We start from the raw sequence: 15,248 nt of genomic DNA on the forward strand, positions 1-15,248 counted from the left end.
GGTGATTTTCGGGGGTGATTTATCCCCTGAGCGGGACAAACAAGATTTACGGATTCCGACGAAGAAGTGGTCGAGGAGCCTTGACGCGAGTCATTCTGGCCTTAACCGCATGATCGGAGTGAGGATGTCCCGGATGCCTAACCTCGTGCTGGCCGAAGCCATGCGCCGGGCTGACTGCTCAAACAAAGGGCTTGCATCGAGGGTCCAACTCGTCGCGCAGGAGGAAGGTGTGACCCTCCGGTGTACTCACGTGGATGTCAAGCGCTGGCTTGAGGGAGTCCAGCCGCGGCCGGCGACAGCGAAGTTCATAGCAGAAGCGTTGAGCCGCAAAGCCGGTGTGGGGTTCTCCCTGGAGGACATCGGCATGGGCGGGGTGCTCACGCCGACGACCTTGGAGCGGGGGCTTGAGTACGCCGATGCCGTACCCGAGGTCGGCTCCAGGCTGCTTGGGCTCACCCGCAGGGATCTGGTGGACGATCCACTTGCTGTAGAGGCTGTCGTGGTGCCTTCTGCGTGGACGCAACCGCTTTTAACGTGGCTGCTGTCGAGACCCGAACCACTGTCAGCGGGGAGTGGTGCGCAGGTCAATGTAGGAGAGTCTGATGTGTGGGCTGTTCGCATGACCACCCAGCTCTTCATGAAGCTGGACTTCCAGTTCGGCGGCGGACATGCACGCGCGGCCCTGGCGCAGTACTACGTTCGCGATGTCAGTCCGCTCCTGGAGGGGAAGTTCACCGAATCCGTCGGGCGGGAGCTGTTCTCTGCCGCTGCTGAAGTTGCTCAGCTTCTTGGCTGGACGGCCTACGACCTGGGGCGTCACGGCCTTGCTCAGCGCTACATGATCCAGGCACTACGCCTCGCTCAGGCTGCCGGTGATCGCATGCTTGGGGGGCGGCTACTCGGCAATATGAGCCATCAGGCGAATTATCTGGGAAATTTCCAGCAGGCAATACAGCTTGCCAGAGCGGCGCAGGAGGGCTCGAAGGGAATCGCAAGTGGTACCACCATGGCGAGCTTTCTTGCCATGGAAGCGAGAGCCCATGCAGGGAACGGCGACGATGCGGCGTGCTCGCGGGTACTTCACGAGGCAGAAAAGCTCTTCGAGCGCCGGGACGTTGCCCATGATCCTGAGTGGATCGGCTATTTCGATGATGCTGAATTAGCGGGAGAGGGCGCGCACTGTTTTCGAGATTTACGGAAGCCGCTTATCGCGCAAGAATTCGTTGGCCGATGCCTCGAACTTACCGACCCTGTTTACGCTCGCACCCTCGCGTTCATTCGACTGGTGCAGGCAGCGACGTACGTCCACCAGGGAGAGCCATGCCAAGCCGCTGTCTTGGCGACCGAAGCTGTTGAGCTTGCCGGTTCTCTCAAATCGATGCGCTATCTTCGGTACGTCTCCGATCTTTGTACCGATCTGAAGGGATATCACGGAAACCGCGAAGTCGAGAGTTTTCGGGAACTGGTAGCCAGTAAGTATCAGTCGATCGCCTAGAACGGTGTCCACGAGCGTGGCGCTTCATCGTCGCGGAGTGAGGAAAAGCGCTTTCTGAACTCCTGAGCGACTTTTTCACTCTCGTTGACATTCTGCATGAGCCAAGTGGTCATCTTCAGTTCGTTGATCGCGCGGAGTACGGGGAAACCTTCCCAGGAAATAACATCGAAGCCGTAGGCATCAGCGAATTTCTCATATTCTTCGGCAGTGTGCCAGCCGATAAGACGTTCTGTCGCGGTGACGGCTAAATCCGTTTCCGGCGAGCCGAAGGCGAACCGTTCGAAGTCGATGAGTAAGACCGTTCCGTCGAGAGCAACGATCAGGTTCTGCTGATGAGCGTCCCCATGTACCGCACATGGAGTCAGCGGGTAGCGGAGGCTCTTAGACTTCTCGCGCAGTTCGATGAGGCGGGCCGTAAGGAATTCGTGGTCCTGGTCCGAAAGCGCCTCTGTCTTAGCGATGCGCTCGGAAACTCGGCCGAATATGTCGAACTCAGGCAGAGGCAACTCTGGAGGGACCGGGAGACGATGGAGTCGTCGTAGAACCCGAGCAAGGTCTTTCATGCTTGCTTTATCGCCTTTATTTTCAATCAGGCGCCAGAAGGTAACCGGCCTACCTTGAATTACCAATGGCTGCTCATAGTCCGCAGGTTCTGCCGCGGGTAGACCTGATTCACGCAGCCATTCGGCAACGGCGACTTCTTTCTTCGCATCAGGTAGGACTTCGATACTACGGGCGATTCTGACGATCACCTTCTCTGTTGCGAGCTGGAAGATGGCATTTTCACCCAGGCGGAGGAGTGCTGCTTCTTCTGCGTGGAGCCCAGTTTTTCGGCATGCGGCATCGAGAGTTTTGCGCGCCTCGGAGGCGGTGAAGTGCAGGGGGGTTGTCTGTGACTCGTTCAATGGAACCTGCCCGTTCTTTGAGCGCTTCACGGTTATCGCTTATTGATGAGAGCTGGTAACGATTCGCCCGACCCCTCTCCTGCTCTCTATGATTCCCTCTGCTTCCAGCAGGGCCATGGCGCGTCTTACGGTAACTCGTGCTACGCCGTGCTGCTCAGCAAGCGCAGACTCTCCGGGAATGCGTGATTCTCTCGGGAAGTCTCCCGTAAGAATCGCTTTTCGGATGAACTCCGCAATTTCTTCAGTTCGAGTCAGCGCGCCTTGTGCGTCGCCTACGAACCAACCCTTGCCATGAACCGCTGTGATCCGCCCCTCGGCGGCCAGCGTCTGAAGCGCCTGACGTGCGGTCCCCTTGGACACCCCGTACTGCTCAGCCAGCGCCATCTCTTGAGGAAGTCGGCTGCCATGTGAGAGCTTGCCGCTGACGATATCCTGGCGTAGGGCTGCAGCTACGGCCTCGTACCGTGTCGAGGGAGGGCCCGGCTCACCGGACATCTCACCGACGACGCGTCGGCCTTTACCCATCTCACTTACCACCAGGCCCAGACGCTCCAATTCGGCGACCGCCTGTCGTACAGTGCCTCGGGCGACACCGTACGTCCGCACAAGGGCAGCCTCAGAATCCAGCATGCCGCCCTGCGGTGGGTCGCCGGCCTGAATCCGGCTGCGGAGGTCATTCGCGATTCGGATGTAAGTGGGCTGCTCGTTGCTCTGACTCATCGTGCTCCCTCGCTGAGGAACATTGCCCTCCAGGCTACGACGGTAGGCGCTGGTGCCCATCGCGGCCCGGGCGAGTCGGCTCCTGAGGTCCGCGTAGGTGTCTGGAGGTGCTCGCGCTGGCGGTTGCATGGATGCGCGCGTCCCCGAGCACAGTTGAGTCGGCGTAACAAAAATAGAGGCGCTGAGAGTGCCATAGACGGACGAACCGATGCGCCCCCCATGGGTGCGGCCTATCCCAAGATGCTCTTGTCTACGAGCCTCTCAGCCTTGATCGTTTTCGCCTGCGCTGAATACGCGCCAAACCGGCAAAGTCCTGGAGCGAACGGCCAGGTCAGAGCAGGTCTCGGCAGTGCCCTGTAAAACTGTCGGCTCAGCCTATGCAGGTTCAAGTCCTGCACCTGCCACATACGGCTCGCCTTCAGCGAGGGGAAAGGGGCAGGGCTACGACTCGAGCGTCGAGGCACTAGGGGTATCTAGCACATGAACGTAATGCCGCTCTGTCGGTGATCATCGCTACAGTACGGCTCGCACCACACCTTCGGTTCCCCCTTGTCTGCCGACCGCTGCGTTGGCTGTCGTCTCGAAGGAGCGCTCTCGTGGCGTTGCGTTGTCTGTACCAGGGCAGTGCCGGTGAACTCGCCGAGATCATCGCCCAAGGTCAATTGGTTGAAGAGTTGCGCCGCCGGTTCATCGCGACGCACGGAGCGAAACCGAAGGAGAGTGAGAGCGCCTCATGGGGCGGCAGCATCCATACTGTCGTCGACCTGCTGATGGGCAATGGCCTGGAGGACGTGCAGGTGCTGATCGAGTTGACCGCGCCCATCTGCGACGCGCGCATGGACGTCGTCCTTGTCGGAAGTGAGCGCGAGACCGGCGAGATCTGCGTAGTAGTGGTGGAGAACAAGCAGTGGTCGCAGGTTCGGCCGGTGCTCGGCACGCAGATGGTCCACGTTCCGAATGCGCCCGGCCGCAACCCACGCTTGCACCCGGCCGTCCAAGCCGATGGCTACCGGCAGGTCCTGCGTGACTTCGTGCCGATGCTACGGACGGCCAAGGTGATGAGCTTGGTCAACCTGCACAACATGCCGGCCGCAGTACTCGAGACGATCCGCGGCGACAACCAGGAGCTTGAAGGCGGCGCGAAGCGCACGCGGATGTACGGCCAAGAGCCCGAGGAACGCGAACGGTTCGCGGTGAAGCTCACAAAGACCCTTTCAGGTGACAAGGCGTACGACTACGCCCGCGACCTGCTGTCTGCCCGCGTGTCACCGACCGAGAGTCTAATGACCGCGGTCGCCAAGAGCGTGCGCGGGCGCTCTGTCTTCCCCCTGCTGGACGAGCAGCGCAAAGCCGTTGAGTTCGTCAAAGCGCAACTGGCGGCAAGCCGACAGGGCAACAAGAGGGTCGTGCTGATCGTGGGCGGCCCAGGCACCGGCAAGAGCGTGATCGCCTTGGAACTGCTGGCCGCGTGCAGCAAGGACGTGCTGAAGGTCGCACACGCCACCGGCAGCCGATCCTTCACCCGCACCTTGTGGGAGTACGCCGGCATCGACAAACGTGCCAGACGCATCTTCCGGTACTTCAACAGCTTCGCCACCGTCACCTCGAAGCTGGACATGCTCATCGCCGACGAGGCACACCGACTCCGCCGCCATGCGCCCGGTACGGGCCTGTCCCAGGTAGGACAACTGATCAACGCAGCGGACGTGCCCGTATTCCTGCTAGACGAGCATCAGGTGGTACGCCCCGGCGAAGACGGCACCATCCAACTGATTGAGAACACTGCCAACGAGATGAAGCACGAGGTCCTACGGATCGACCTGCGCAACCAGTTCCGCTGCGGCGGCGACCCAGAATACATCCGCTGGATCGAGCAGTTACTCGGCCTGGTCCCCGGAGAACCGCCGCGCCGGTGGCGGCCACTGGAGAACTACGAACTGTACGTCGCGCCCACCCCAGACGCGATGGAGAAGTTCCTCAACAAGCGCGCCACTGAGACCAACAGCAGCGCTCGCATCTCCGCCGGCTTTTGCTGGCCCTGGTCTTACCCCCGACGGGACGGCACTCTCGCCGACAACGTGCGCATCAACGGCTGGAACCGGCCGTGGAACGTCAAGGGAGACGAGTGGGTCGGCGACAAGCCCCCACATTCGCTGTGGGCAACACACCCCGGTGGCCGCGACCAGATCGGCTGCATCTACACCGCACAAGGCTTCGAGTACGCCTGGGCGGGCGTGATCTTTGGTCCCGACCTGGTCTGGCGAGACGGAGGCTGGCAAGCCGATATCAGCAAGAACCACGATCCGGCGGTCGAGGACGCCTCCGATTTCGACTTCCTAGTCCGCAACACCTACCGCGTACTCGCCACCCGCGGCATGCGCGGGACCGTGCTGTACTCCGTTGACCGCACTACCAACTTCATGCTGGGCAACCTCGGTGCTCGTCTGCTCGACTACGACGGCGTGCTAATGAACCCCTCCTGAGACAACCGGATTCCAGGCCGCCCCTAGCGGAGCTGGGAAATGCTTACGAAAACGTCAACCCAGAGTGGTAAACCCCCATTAGGAGGAGATCACTCGACAGGAGGACACGCCGGCCTTCCAGCCCACGCGACCCGCGGAACTCCCAGAGCGAAAGCGCCCCTTCCTCCAGCATTTAGCAACCCTGCATCGCTCGCGCCGAGTAACACCGCCCACGACCACCAGGAGCACGTCCCATGCGCGTGATGTTACAGCCAGCCTCCCTGAAGACCCTCGCAGTCGCCCGCCACTACCACGACACCATCAGCAACCATGTCGAGCTGACGGCGCACACCGACCTGTTCAGCGTTGACGACCTGGACGTGCTGCAGCGGCTCTACCCCAACGGTGCCGCACCCCTGTGGGGCGTCACCCCCGGCACCAACAACGCCAACGTCAGCAGGATCCGAAAACTGCACCGCGGCGACTACGTGTTCTTCTACGGCGACCACCACCTGTACCTGAGCGGGCTGGTCACCCACACCTTCCACAACGAGGCCCTCGCCGAGCGGCTGTGGGGCCGCGACCATAAGGACCAGACATGGGAGTACATGTACGCACTCGCCGAGCTGCGAGGTTGTCAGATTCCCATCGCCGAGGTGCGAGAGGCTCTGCCCACCGTGACAAGCCCGCGATGGTTCGTGCAGAACCCCACCGTGGTCGACGGAATCGGCGCTGACAACCTCATTAACCTCGCGCAGCTCGACGTAAGCGCCACTCCTCCCATTGAATCAAGTGAGTTGTCGGTTGACGATGTGGCGGGTGCCCCGCTCTTCACAGGCGAACTCGAACGTGAAACTTTACGTGCGGTTCGCGGGGAGCAGGAACAGCTCAAGCGGCACCTGTTGCCTGGCCAGACCGGCATCTGCGCCTTGTGTGGCCGCACTCTCGACCGCGGCCTGCTGGTGGCCGCGCACATCAAAAAGCGCATGCATTGCTCCGATGACGAGCGCCGCGACCTAGCCAATGTTGCCATGCTCAACTGTATTCTCGGCTGCGATGCCCTGTATGAGAAGGGCTACATCAGCGTCGGCGCGAGCGGCGAGATCCTCATCAGCAGCGCCGCGCTCAATGGCCTGGGCGTGGCCGAGCACGTCGAGATGTTCCTCAAGGGCCGCACCACATCGTGGTGGACCGGCGAACGCGAGAAATACTTCGCCTGGCACCGCACCCACACCTTCAAGGCCGACATCCCCACATAACTAGGCCCAACGTAGACGCGTTCACAGCCCGGATTCAGGCCGCGGACCTGGCCGGGCGCCGGGATGGTACTACTGACGACGCCCTAAAAGCCCTCTCGATAGAGACATTCGATCGTGACACAACCAGCCTTGTCGGTCCGCTTGGCTAGCCTGCATCTGTGGCGACCTCACTCCCCCTTGAACGTCAGTTCATCCAGCGGCTCGGGCACCTCAAGCCTCGCTCGCAGCGCGGGATCACCCCTCTTCATCGACCGCTTCTCCTGCTGTGGCTGCTCGGCCGAGTCGCTAACGCTGAACCTCGCCTCACCACCTGGACAGAAGCTAGAGCGGCGTTCGCGAAGCTAGCTGAAGCCTTCGGGAACAGCGTCGATGCTGATACCGCGCAGTACCCGTTCTGGGTACTGCATGCGAGTGATGGCCTATGGGTCATCGAGGAAGCAGAGAAGCTGGAGCTGAGCTCAGGTCAACGCCGACCGACGGTGACGCAGCTTGACGACGTGAATCCTGCTGCTGGCTTTGAGCCGGCGCTCTACGACATGCTTAGAGCCACGCCGAAAGTGCTTGCCAATGCGGCGTCGCTCCTGCTCGTTCGCTACTTCAATCCCGTTCCTAACGGGCTTCTCGAAGCGGTTGGGCTGGCGAGCCTTGTGGCCGGTAGGGAAGCTTCCGCCCTCTACCCGCCCTCTCGCAGTGTCACCTACACCAACCGCACCACTTTGGCCGATGCTCACGGCGGGCAAAACACTGGCGGTATCGGCCCGTTGGAAGACGGTCTAATGTGCGTCTTCTCTGACGAGAAAGGACCGTACGCTGATCGTCGCATTCCTGGTACTGAGCTGATCGAATACCGAGGACAAGGGCTGTCTGGCGATCAGACGCTGAAGGGCGGCGGAAACGCACAACTCGCCACCTGCCAACAAGAGCAGCGGGCGATTAGATATTGGCATAAGCCTTACGGCGGTGAATGGTCCTTTGAGACATGGACTGTCATCGTGGAACGACGCCTAGTCTGGGGCACCGGACAGGACGGCTTGTGGCGAAAAGAGTTCGCCTGGGTCTTGGCGCCAGTAGCCTCGCCCTTCCGAGACGAATGGCCTGATGATGTCCAGGCTTACCTGGACGCAGACAGCGGTCAGACTCACGACGACACAGTAGGTACACAGCCGCCTGTGGCCTCTTCTACCGGCGATGCGCGGGAGCGTTATGACAAGCTGTGCAGCTCCGTCGAAGCACGTGAAGGCACCAACCGAGGCCGGTCTACTCGCACCGCCGCAGCGCGGCACTTCCGATCAGCGAACGCACGCCTTGCTGTCCTGCTGCGATCCGCCGGCAAATGCGAGAACCCCAACTGCGGTGGCCAGGTGAACGACGTTACCGAGAAGGGGGATCCGATCCTCGAAATCGACCACGTGGAGGAGCTCGCCACCGGTGGCCGTGACCACCCGAGCATCATGATCGCCCTTTGTCCCAACTGTCATGCCATCAAGACTCGCGGCAAGACTCGAAAAGACCTTCAGCGGCTTCTCCTGAAGGAAGCACGCCGCCGGCACGAAAATTTTCAACAATGTAAAACGATCTAATCGGGCTCATCCGAGACGAGCCCAGGGAAGCCGCCATAGGTGAGACCACCTTCGGTGCCCGGCGACGTAAGGGCTTCCGGTCGAAAGGCGCTCATCCTAGAGCGCAACCGTCACCCCTAACACATCCACAAGATTTTTTACGAGAATATTTCAAACAGCTAAACCATCTAAGGTTATGGGAATACTCTGGTGTCCATGTCGATACGTCGCGATATCCCCGCCGCTGTCCAGGCCGCACTGTGGGCACTAAGTAACGGGCGGTGTTATGCGCCCGGTTGCCCCTTCCCTGTGGTCTACGAGGTGCGACCCGAGGTATATAAGAAGAATGCGCAAATCGCCCATATATACGGCGTTAAGCCTGGTTCTGCACGCTACCGACCATGTCAGACTCGCGAGGAGGAGAGGGAGCGCGATGCATTCAAAAATTTACTTCTTCTCTGTCTGGCACACCATGCAGAGATCGATGACGACGAAGAGCTCTATCCACCAGAGTTGCTATTCAAGTGGAAGCGGGAGCATGAAGGGGAGCACGGGACGCAGTTAGCTAGAATTGGGCCAATCAACGATGAAATCCTCGCCGAAGTATTAACTGAGGTGTTCATGCCCCCAGTCGTTCGCCTTGAGCAGATCGCCGAGCAGCTAGAGCGAACCGGAACACTCACCTCAGAGTCCCTCGGTGAACTGAAGGAGATCATCGCAGTCATGCAGGACCTTCCCACAGGTCCGGATGGGGCAACGGCGAGGCGTCTCGCCTACGCCGCAGAGGTGTTCTCCACCATTGGGCTCGCCAAGTCGGCATCCTCACTCAGTTACGCTGCGGAGACCCTCCCAGGCACACTGCGTAACTTGGATTCCAAGCTCCAGCAATTCAGGGACATACGCTGAGCCTTGATCGTGCCAAATACGTGCCCAAAACCCTATTCGACAATCACTTACGGACGAGTTCTCGCAGGTGAAAGGCGCAGAAGGCTCCTGAGGCATACCTGACTTCTAATCCGACGGTCGCAGGTTCGAATCCTGCAGGGTGCGCTGGGTACGACAGTGATCCACGACCACCGCAGCGGACCGTTGCCAGATCATCGAGCCAACTGCCGGCCTGCCGTGGAAGGCACGGGATCAAGGCCAGCGTGGACTCCGCCGCCTCCACGACCTTGGGAATCACCGACGTGTAGAGATCCGCGGTGGACGAGAACCTGCTGCGACCGAGCGTCTCCGACACGACCTTCACCGCCACGCCCGCCGTCGAGGCATCAGCGACGCCGCCGAGTGCCGTCCGGGGCGGTCCGGTGATGAACGCCGAGGGTGAGCGCCACGAACCCGAGTCCGGCCGGGCGAGGCAACCCTCCATCAGCAGCCCATCGTGACGTCGACGCGTCCGGTACGGATGGCGTAGGGCCCGGTCAGGCCGGGGTCCGGACGGTGCGGTGGGCGGCGAACGCCCGGCGGTCTCCCGACCAGGCCGCCCGGGGTACGGCCGCCTCCAGCAGGTCGCGATCGGCGGGGGACAGCACGATCTCGGCACTCCTGGCGTTCTCGGCCAGACGCGCGGCGCGCCGGGTCCCGGGGATCGGGACGACGTCGTCGCCCTGCGCCAGCAGCCAGGCGAGAGACAGCTGAGCCGGGGTCACCTCGCGCTCGGCGGCCAGTCGGCGCACCTCGGCGACGAGCGCCCGGTTGCGCTCCAGGTTCTCGCCCTGGAACCGCGGGTCGCCGCCGCGGAAGTCGCCGGCCCCGAAGGTGTCCGCGGTGACGGCGCCGGCCAGGAAGCCTCGGCCGAGCGGGCTGTAGGGGACCAGCCCGATGCCCAGCCGCCGGGCCGTGGGCAGCACGTCGTCCTCGATGTCGCGCCACCACAGCGACCATTCGTACTGTGCCGCGCTGATCGGGTGGGTGGCGGCCGCCCGCTCGAGCTCGCCGGGGCTCGCCTCGGACAGCCCGAGGTGTCGGGCTTTGCCCTCGGCGACCAGTTCGGCCATCGCGCCGACGGTCTCCTCGATCGGCACCTGCGGGTCGACGCGGTGCTGGTAATACAGGTCGATGTGGTCGACGCCGAGGCGGGCCAGTGACGCTTCGCAGTAGGCGCGGACGTTCTCGGGCCGGCCGTCGACCCGTACGCCGTCGTCATCACGGATGATTCCGAACTTGGTGGCCACGACCACCTTGTCGCGGCGTCCGGCGAGCGCCCGGCCGAGCAGCCGCTCGTTGTGGCCGCGGCCGTAGCTCATGGCGGTGTCCAGAAAGGTGACGCCCAGGTCGACGGCCCGGTGCAGGGTGGCGATCGACTCGGTGTCGTCGGCCGCCCCGTAGCCCTGGGACATGCCCATACAGCCGAGGCCGACCGCAGAGACGGTGAGACCTTCCGGCCCGAGGATTCGTGTGCTCATGACGTTCATGAGGGCAACGTAGCCACGGCTTATCCTGGTATCCACAGGTTGTTTTTCCTAGTAATGGAAGTGCCAGGATGTCTCACTCCGCGATCAGGGCGAGAGAGCTGGGGAACCTGCTGCGTTCCCGCCGCGAGCGGCTTCAGCCCGCCGACGTCGGCCTGCCCGCGGGGACCCGGCGCCGGACCCGCGGACTGCGCCGCGAGGAGGTGGCCCAGCTCGCGGCCATCTCCCCGACGTACTACACCTATCTGGAGCAGGGCCGCGAGGTGCGTCCGTCGCGCCAGGTGCTCGACGCGCTCTCGGCGGCGCTGCGCCTCGACGCCGCCGAGCGGAGCCATGTCCACGAGCTCGTTCACGGCGCTCCGCCCACCGGGACATCCGCCGTCGTCGAATCGCTCTCACCCGCCGTCGTCTCGCTCGTCGACCGGCTCGACCCGTGCCCGACATACGTCACCGGCCGGTGCTGGGATGTGCTGGCCTCCAACCGGGCCGCCCGGGCGCTGTGGACCGACTGGCCGGCCCGCCCGCCGGAGGCTCGCAACATGCTCTGGTGGATGTTCACCGATCCCGACGCACGGAAGGTCATGGTCGACTGGCCGGGCGAGGCGTCCGCGCTGCTCGGCCGATTCCGCACGGCCGCTGCACGGCACCCGGGTGACTCCGGCTTCAGCACGTTGCTCGATCGCCTGCACGCGGCGAGCCCCGAGGTGAGGGACTGGTGGCCGCAGCACAAAGTCGTACCTCTGGGCTCCGGCACCAAGCGGCTGTACCACCCGGCCCTCGGAGAGTTCGAGTTGCGCCACGTCGTGCTTCAGGTCGCCGACGCACCCGAGCAGAAACTCGTCACCTTCACCGCCACGGACCAGGACCAGGCCCGGATCTCCGAGCTGCTGCGGTAGGGGCGGCCCCTTTCAGCAGCAACCGATACCGACCGGCGGCAGCCGAAACTCTGTGGTGCCGGACTCCTGATCACACCCCCGCTGAACGCCCCGCGGAACTCCTGGCGGGCTGCGCCTGACATGGAGGCGGTACGGGTGAGGGCACGAGGCATCAGAGGGTGCCGGGGGTGCCGGGGGTGCTGTGTGAGCGCCTGTGTCCGGGGCGACGTGGCCCCAGCGGCTCAGGATGCCAGGTGCGGTAGTGATCATCGGTCAGGTGAGCGACCGGACCGACGGGCACGCCGGTGGCGGGCGGACTTCTTGACCTCGAGTGCGGTTGAGTTTCTAGGCTCGTCGGCGACTCATCCGGACAAGACGATCTAGGGACTCGACTGTGACGACCTTGGTGACAGGTGCCACCGGGAACACCGGCCGGCACGTTGTGGCAGAGCTGGTCCGCCGAGGAGAGCGGGTTCGGGCTCTGACGCGAGACCCGGCGGCGAACGCGGGAAGATTTCCGGCCGAGGTGGAGCTCGTGGCCGGCACGCACAACACACCGGAGAAGCTGGACGCCGCACTCCACGGCGTCAGCCGGTTGCACATCACGGTGACGGCGGGGCTGGCCGAGGTCGGGCCCGAGCTGGTCCAGCGGGCGGTCGCCGCGGGCGTTCAGCGCATCACCGTGCTGTGGGGCGGCTGGGTGGGCCCGGTCGAGCAGGCGGTGGCGGACTCAGGTGTGGAGTGGACACGGCTGGAAGCACAGGAGTTCATGTCCAACACGTTGAGCTGGGCCGAATCGATCCGAGCCGAGGGAGTGGTCCGAGAACCGTACGACTTTCCCAGCGCGCTGGTGCACGAGGCCGACATCGCGGCCGTGGCAGCCGTCGCACTGATGGATGACGGCCACGCAGGACGGTCCTACAACCTCACCGGACCTGAAGCGCTGACCCCACGTGAGCGAATCGCGATCCTGTCCCGAGCTGTCCGCCGCGACATCACCTTCGAGCCGATAACGCACGAACAGGCGATCGACAGGCTGATGGCCACCGGCGTGTCCCGGGCGGACGCCGAGTATGTCGTCGGCTGGTATGCCGAGCCCAGTGATTCCTCCACGACCGTGGACGACACGGTCGCACAGGTGACCGGCCGTCCGGCACGGACGTTCACGCAGTGGGCGGACGAGCACGCAGACCGTTTCCAGGCCGGAGGATGATCTCTGTCGGCCGATCTCCCTGGTTCAGGTCGTCGGCGCCACGTGAAACTTTCACCTGGTTCCGTCTGCCGTCCCACCTGGACGGCGGGTGGGGGGGAGGTGTTTCCCGAGGTCTTCAAGGCCCCTGCCCAGGCCCTGGTACGGGCCCCGGGGAGGCGGTGACCGTACGGCGATCACGGTGTCTGTACATCCTCCGGGAACCGTCCGAACCTGAAACCACCGGCGTGGACGGGCGGCGGCCGACGGGGTTTTCAACGGGAGGATGATCATTCGTGAGACTCGGTAAGGGTTCGTTACGGAACAGGGTTCTGACATCGGCCGCGGCCACCGCGCTCCTCGCGGCCGGGACCGGGGCCGTCATGGGCACTACGGCCGCCTCCGCCGACGCGGCGGTCGGTTGCGCCGTGACCTACACCTCGCACACCTGGGGCACCTCGTCGGGCGGCTTCACCGCCTTCATCGACATCACCAACACCGGAGACCCGCTCTCGGGCTGGGCGCTGACCTTCACGTTCCCGGGCACCCAGCAGATCACCACCGGCTTCAGCGCGCAGTGGAGCCAGAGCGACCGGCTGGTCACCGCCAGAAACCCCACCTGGGGCGGATCGATCCCCTCCGGGAAGACCTTCGGCATCGGCTTCAACGGAACCTGGACCGGCAGCAACCCGCCGCCGACGGACTTCGCCCTCAACGGTGTGCCGTGCACGGTCAAGCTGGTGCCGAGTCCCACCCCTTCACCCAGCCCCTCGCCCTCACCCCCGCGGCTGCGGATCCTCATCTCCCCCTCCGACCTCACGGTGCCCGAGGGCGGCACGGCGAGCGTCCAGGTACGGCTCAGCCAGCGGCCCCCGGGCAACGTCATCGTGGGAACCGGGCGGGTCTACGGCGACACGAGCCTGTCCGCCGGACCGCCGCTGACCTTCACCCCGGACAACTGGGACGTCCCCCAGCCTCTCACCGTGACGGCGGCCGAGGACGACGACGCGGTGAACGGCTCGGCGACGTTCGACTCCCGCAGCAGCCAGATCACCGGCAGCAGCGCCTTCCTGTGGGACGCCGTCGAGCAGGACAACGACTAGGACGCTCGTCCCGGCCGTCGGCCCGTCCCGAACCGGGTCCGTCGTCGGGGGGCGGACCCGGCCACCGGCCCACCGATCCCGCTCACCGCCTGCACGTCACCTGGGCGATCGTCACGCCAGGTGCTTCCCGTACCGTAGGCACCATGACCGAACAAGGGGCCCCGCCCATGGCCAGCCCTCACGCCGCGGCCGGGGCGCTCTTCTTCGACGACCACGGCCGCCTGTTGCTGGTCGACCCCCACTACAAGGACTGCCACGACGTCCCCGGCGGTTACATCGAGCCCGGTGAGACCCCGTTCCAGGCCTGCGTACGCGAGGTCCGGGAAGAACTCGGCATCCGGCCGCCGATCGGCGGCCTTCTCGTGGTCGACTGGCCGTCCCGCCACGAGGAGGGCGACGAGATCCTGTTCCTCTTCGACGGCGGGGTTCTCAGCCCGGCCATGCGCGACAGCATCCGGCTCGGAGCCGACGAGCTGGCCGGGTATGACTTCCATCCCGTCGAGGAACTGCCCGGCCTCCTGATCGAACGGCTCACCACCTGCGTCATGGCCGCCGTCACCGCCCGCAGCATCGGCCACCCGCTGTACCTGGAGAACGGCCGGTCGTTGCCGAAGTGGTCCGCACCGTCGGGTGAACGCCGGTGAGCACGAAGCGTCGTCGGTGCGGTGCGGGAGACGGCGACCGGCGGACCCCGGCGAACCTGTCGTCGTCATCGGCCGCCCGGGGCGCCAGGGGGATGGCGCCCGGTTGACGTTCACGCTTGCCAGACCGCGTTACGGCGGTGCCGCAACGGCGGAACGTCGAAGTCTTCGGCCGTCTCGGCGAGGCTGTAACCGTCGGATGTGGCGTTGACCGCCTGGCGGATCGACTCGGTGGAACGGCGAAGGCGCTGCCGCCCCCGACGCTCCTCGACCCCCGCGAACCATGCTACGAATCGGTCCCGCGGATCGGCCCACGCCCAGGAATAGACGACAGTCCTACGCCGGACAGGTTTCGGGTACGGCCGACGCCCGCTTCGAGCTGCTTCTTTCAGGCATACGTCGCTATAACGCAGATCAATGACGGTGATCGACCGCCAAGGACCAGGACGATCGAGGACATTGCCGCTGCCGGAACGCGACAAGGGAACATGGTGAGCGGTGCGGGACATGGGACTCCCTGGTCACACCGCCAGGTGTTTCCTGACGAGCTACGTGAAGCCCATTGGTCCCGTGGCCCGTTCTTCGCTCATTCCCCTCACCCTAACAACCGGCAGCAAGGATGGTCACGT

General features: G+C 64.0%; 14 protein-coding genes. 10 read left to right on the forward strand and 4 right to left on the reverse strand.

The genetic code is table 11. The features are described from left to right. Positions 1–133: 133 nt before the first annotated feature. Positions 134–1,495: a hypothetical protein gene (locus ACIBCT_RS31510; protein WP_399194773.1), complete on the forward strand. Its 1,362-nt coding sequence runs from the start codon at positions 134–136 to the stop codon at positions 1,493–1,495. On the opposite strand, the gene ACIBCT_RS31515 is transcribed toward ACIBCT_RS31510, so the two are convergent. After that, entirely contained in the window at positions 1,492–2,430 is a 939-nt protein-coding gene (locus ACIBCT_RS31515; RefSeq protein WP_399194775.1) for a phosphotransferase, read from the reverse strand. The genes ACIBCT_RS31510 and ACIBCT_RS31515 overlap by 4 nt on opposite strands. Before the next feature lie 9 nt (positions 2,431–2,439). Beyond that, on the reverse strand, positions 2,440–3,120 hold the full coding sequence (locus tag ACIBCT_RS31520; protein ID WP_399194777.1) for a GntR family transcriptional regulator: 681 nt from the start codon (positions 3,118–3,120) through the stop codon (positions 2,440–2,442). Positions 3,121–3,716: 596 nt separating this feature from the next. On the opposite strand from ACIBCT_RS31520, the gene ACIBCT_RS31525 reads away from it, so the two are divergent. From ACIBCT_RS31525 to ACIBCT_RS31545, 5 genes are all read left to right on the forward strand, one after another. Beyond that, on the forward strand, positions 3,717–5,603 hold the full coding sequence (locus ACIBCT_RS31525) for a DUF2075 domain-containing protein (RefSeq protein ID WP_399194779.1): 1,887 nt from the start codon (positions 3,717–3,719) through the stop codon (positions 5,601–5,603). A 233-nt stretch (positions 5,604–5,836) separates the two neighbouring features. Continuing rightward, positions 5,837–6,841 (forward strand): hypothetical protein, encoded by a 1,005-nt coding sequence (locus ACIBCT_RS31530; RefSeq protein WP_399194781.1) that lies wholly within the window; start codon positions 5,837–5,839, stop codon positions 6,839–6,841. A 158-nt stretch (positions 6,842–6,999) separates the two neighbouring features. After that, positions 7,000–8,421: an HNH endonuclease signature motif containing protein gene (locus tag ACIBCT_RS31535; RefSeq protein ID WP_399194783.1), complete on the forward strand. Its 1,422-nt coding sequence runs from the start codon at positions 7,000–7,002 to the stop codon at positions 8,419–8,421. A 288-nt stretch (positions 8,422–8,709) separates the two neighbouring features. Beyond that, complete coding sequence (locus ACIBCT_RS31540) at positions 8,710–9,306, forward strand: hypothetical protein (RefSeq protein WP_399194785.1); 597 nt, start codon at positions 8,710–8,712, stop codon at positions 9,304–9,306. 296 nt (positions 9,307–9,602) lie between these two features. Further along, positions 9,603–9,785 carry a hypothetical protein gene (locus ACIBCT_RS31545; protein ID WP_399194787.1) on the forward strand — a complete coding sequence of 61 codons (183 nt, stop codon included), beginning with the start codon at positions 9,603–9,605 and terminating at the stop codon, positions 9,783–9,785. 36 nt (positions 9,786–9,821) lie between these two features. Here ACIBCT_RS31545 and ACIBCT_RS31550 read toward each other — a convergent pair whose 3' ends face one another. Next, positions 9,822–10,805 (reverse strand): aldo/keto reductase, encoded by a 984-nt coding sequence (locus tag ACIBCT_RS31550; RefSeq protein WP_399194789.1) that lies wholly within the window; start codon positions 10,803–10,805, stop codon positions 9,822–9,824. A gap of 77 nt (positions 10,806–10,882) precedes the next feature. Between ACIBCT_RS31550 and ACIBCT_RS31555 the strand changes: the two genes are divergently transcribed. The 4 genes from ACIBCT_RS31555 to ACIBCT_RS31570 all read left to right on the forward strand — a co-directional run bounded on the left by ACIBCT_RS31555 (position 10,883) and on the right by ACIBCT_RS31570 (position 14,622). Continuing rightward, entirely contained in the window at positions 10,883–11,707 is an 825-nt protein-coding gene (locus ACIBCT_RS31555) for a helix-turn-helix transcriptional regulator (RefSeq protein WP_399194791.1), read from the forward strand. Between the two features lie 385 nt (positions 11,708–12,092). After that, entirely contained in the window at positions 12,093–12,899 is an 807-nt protein-coding gene (locus ACIBCT_RS31560) for an NmrA family NAD(P)-binding protein (RefSeq protein ID WP_399194936.1), read from the forward strand. A gap of 359 nt (positions 12,900–13,258) precedes the next feature. Then, the gene (locus ACIBCT_RS31565; RefSeq protein WP_399194792.1) at positions 13,259–13,978 is read left to right on the forward strand and encodes a cellulose binding domain-containing protein; all 720 of its coding nucleotides are present in this window, start codon (positions 13,259–13,261) and stop codon (positions 13,976–13,978) included. Between the two features lie 143 nt (positions 13,979–14,121). Next, positions 14,122–14,622 (forward strand): NUDIX domain-containing protein, encoded by a 501-nt coding sequence (locus tag ACIBCT_RS31570; RefSeq protein WP_399194794.1) that lies wholly within the window; start codon positions 14,122–14,124, stop codon positions 14,620–14,622. 110 nt (positions 14,623–14,732) lie between these two features. Here ACIBCT_RS31570 and ACIBCT_RS31575 read toward each other — a convergent pair whose 3' ends face one another. Then, positions 14,733–15,128 (reverse strand): hypothetical protein, encoded by a 396-nt coding sequence (locus ACIBCT_RS31575; RefSeq protein WP_399194796.1) that lies wholly within the window; start codon positions 15,126–15,128, stop codon positions 14,733–14,735. Between the last annotated feature and the right edge of the window lie 120 nt (positions 15,129–15,248).

Origin of the sequence: Streptosporangium sp. NPDC050855, from assembly GCF_044456585.1 — a bacterium.
Lineage (GTDB): Bacteria > Actinomycetota > Actinomycetes > Streptosporangiales > Streptosporangiaceae > Streptosporangium > Streptosporangium longisporum.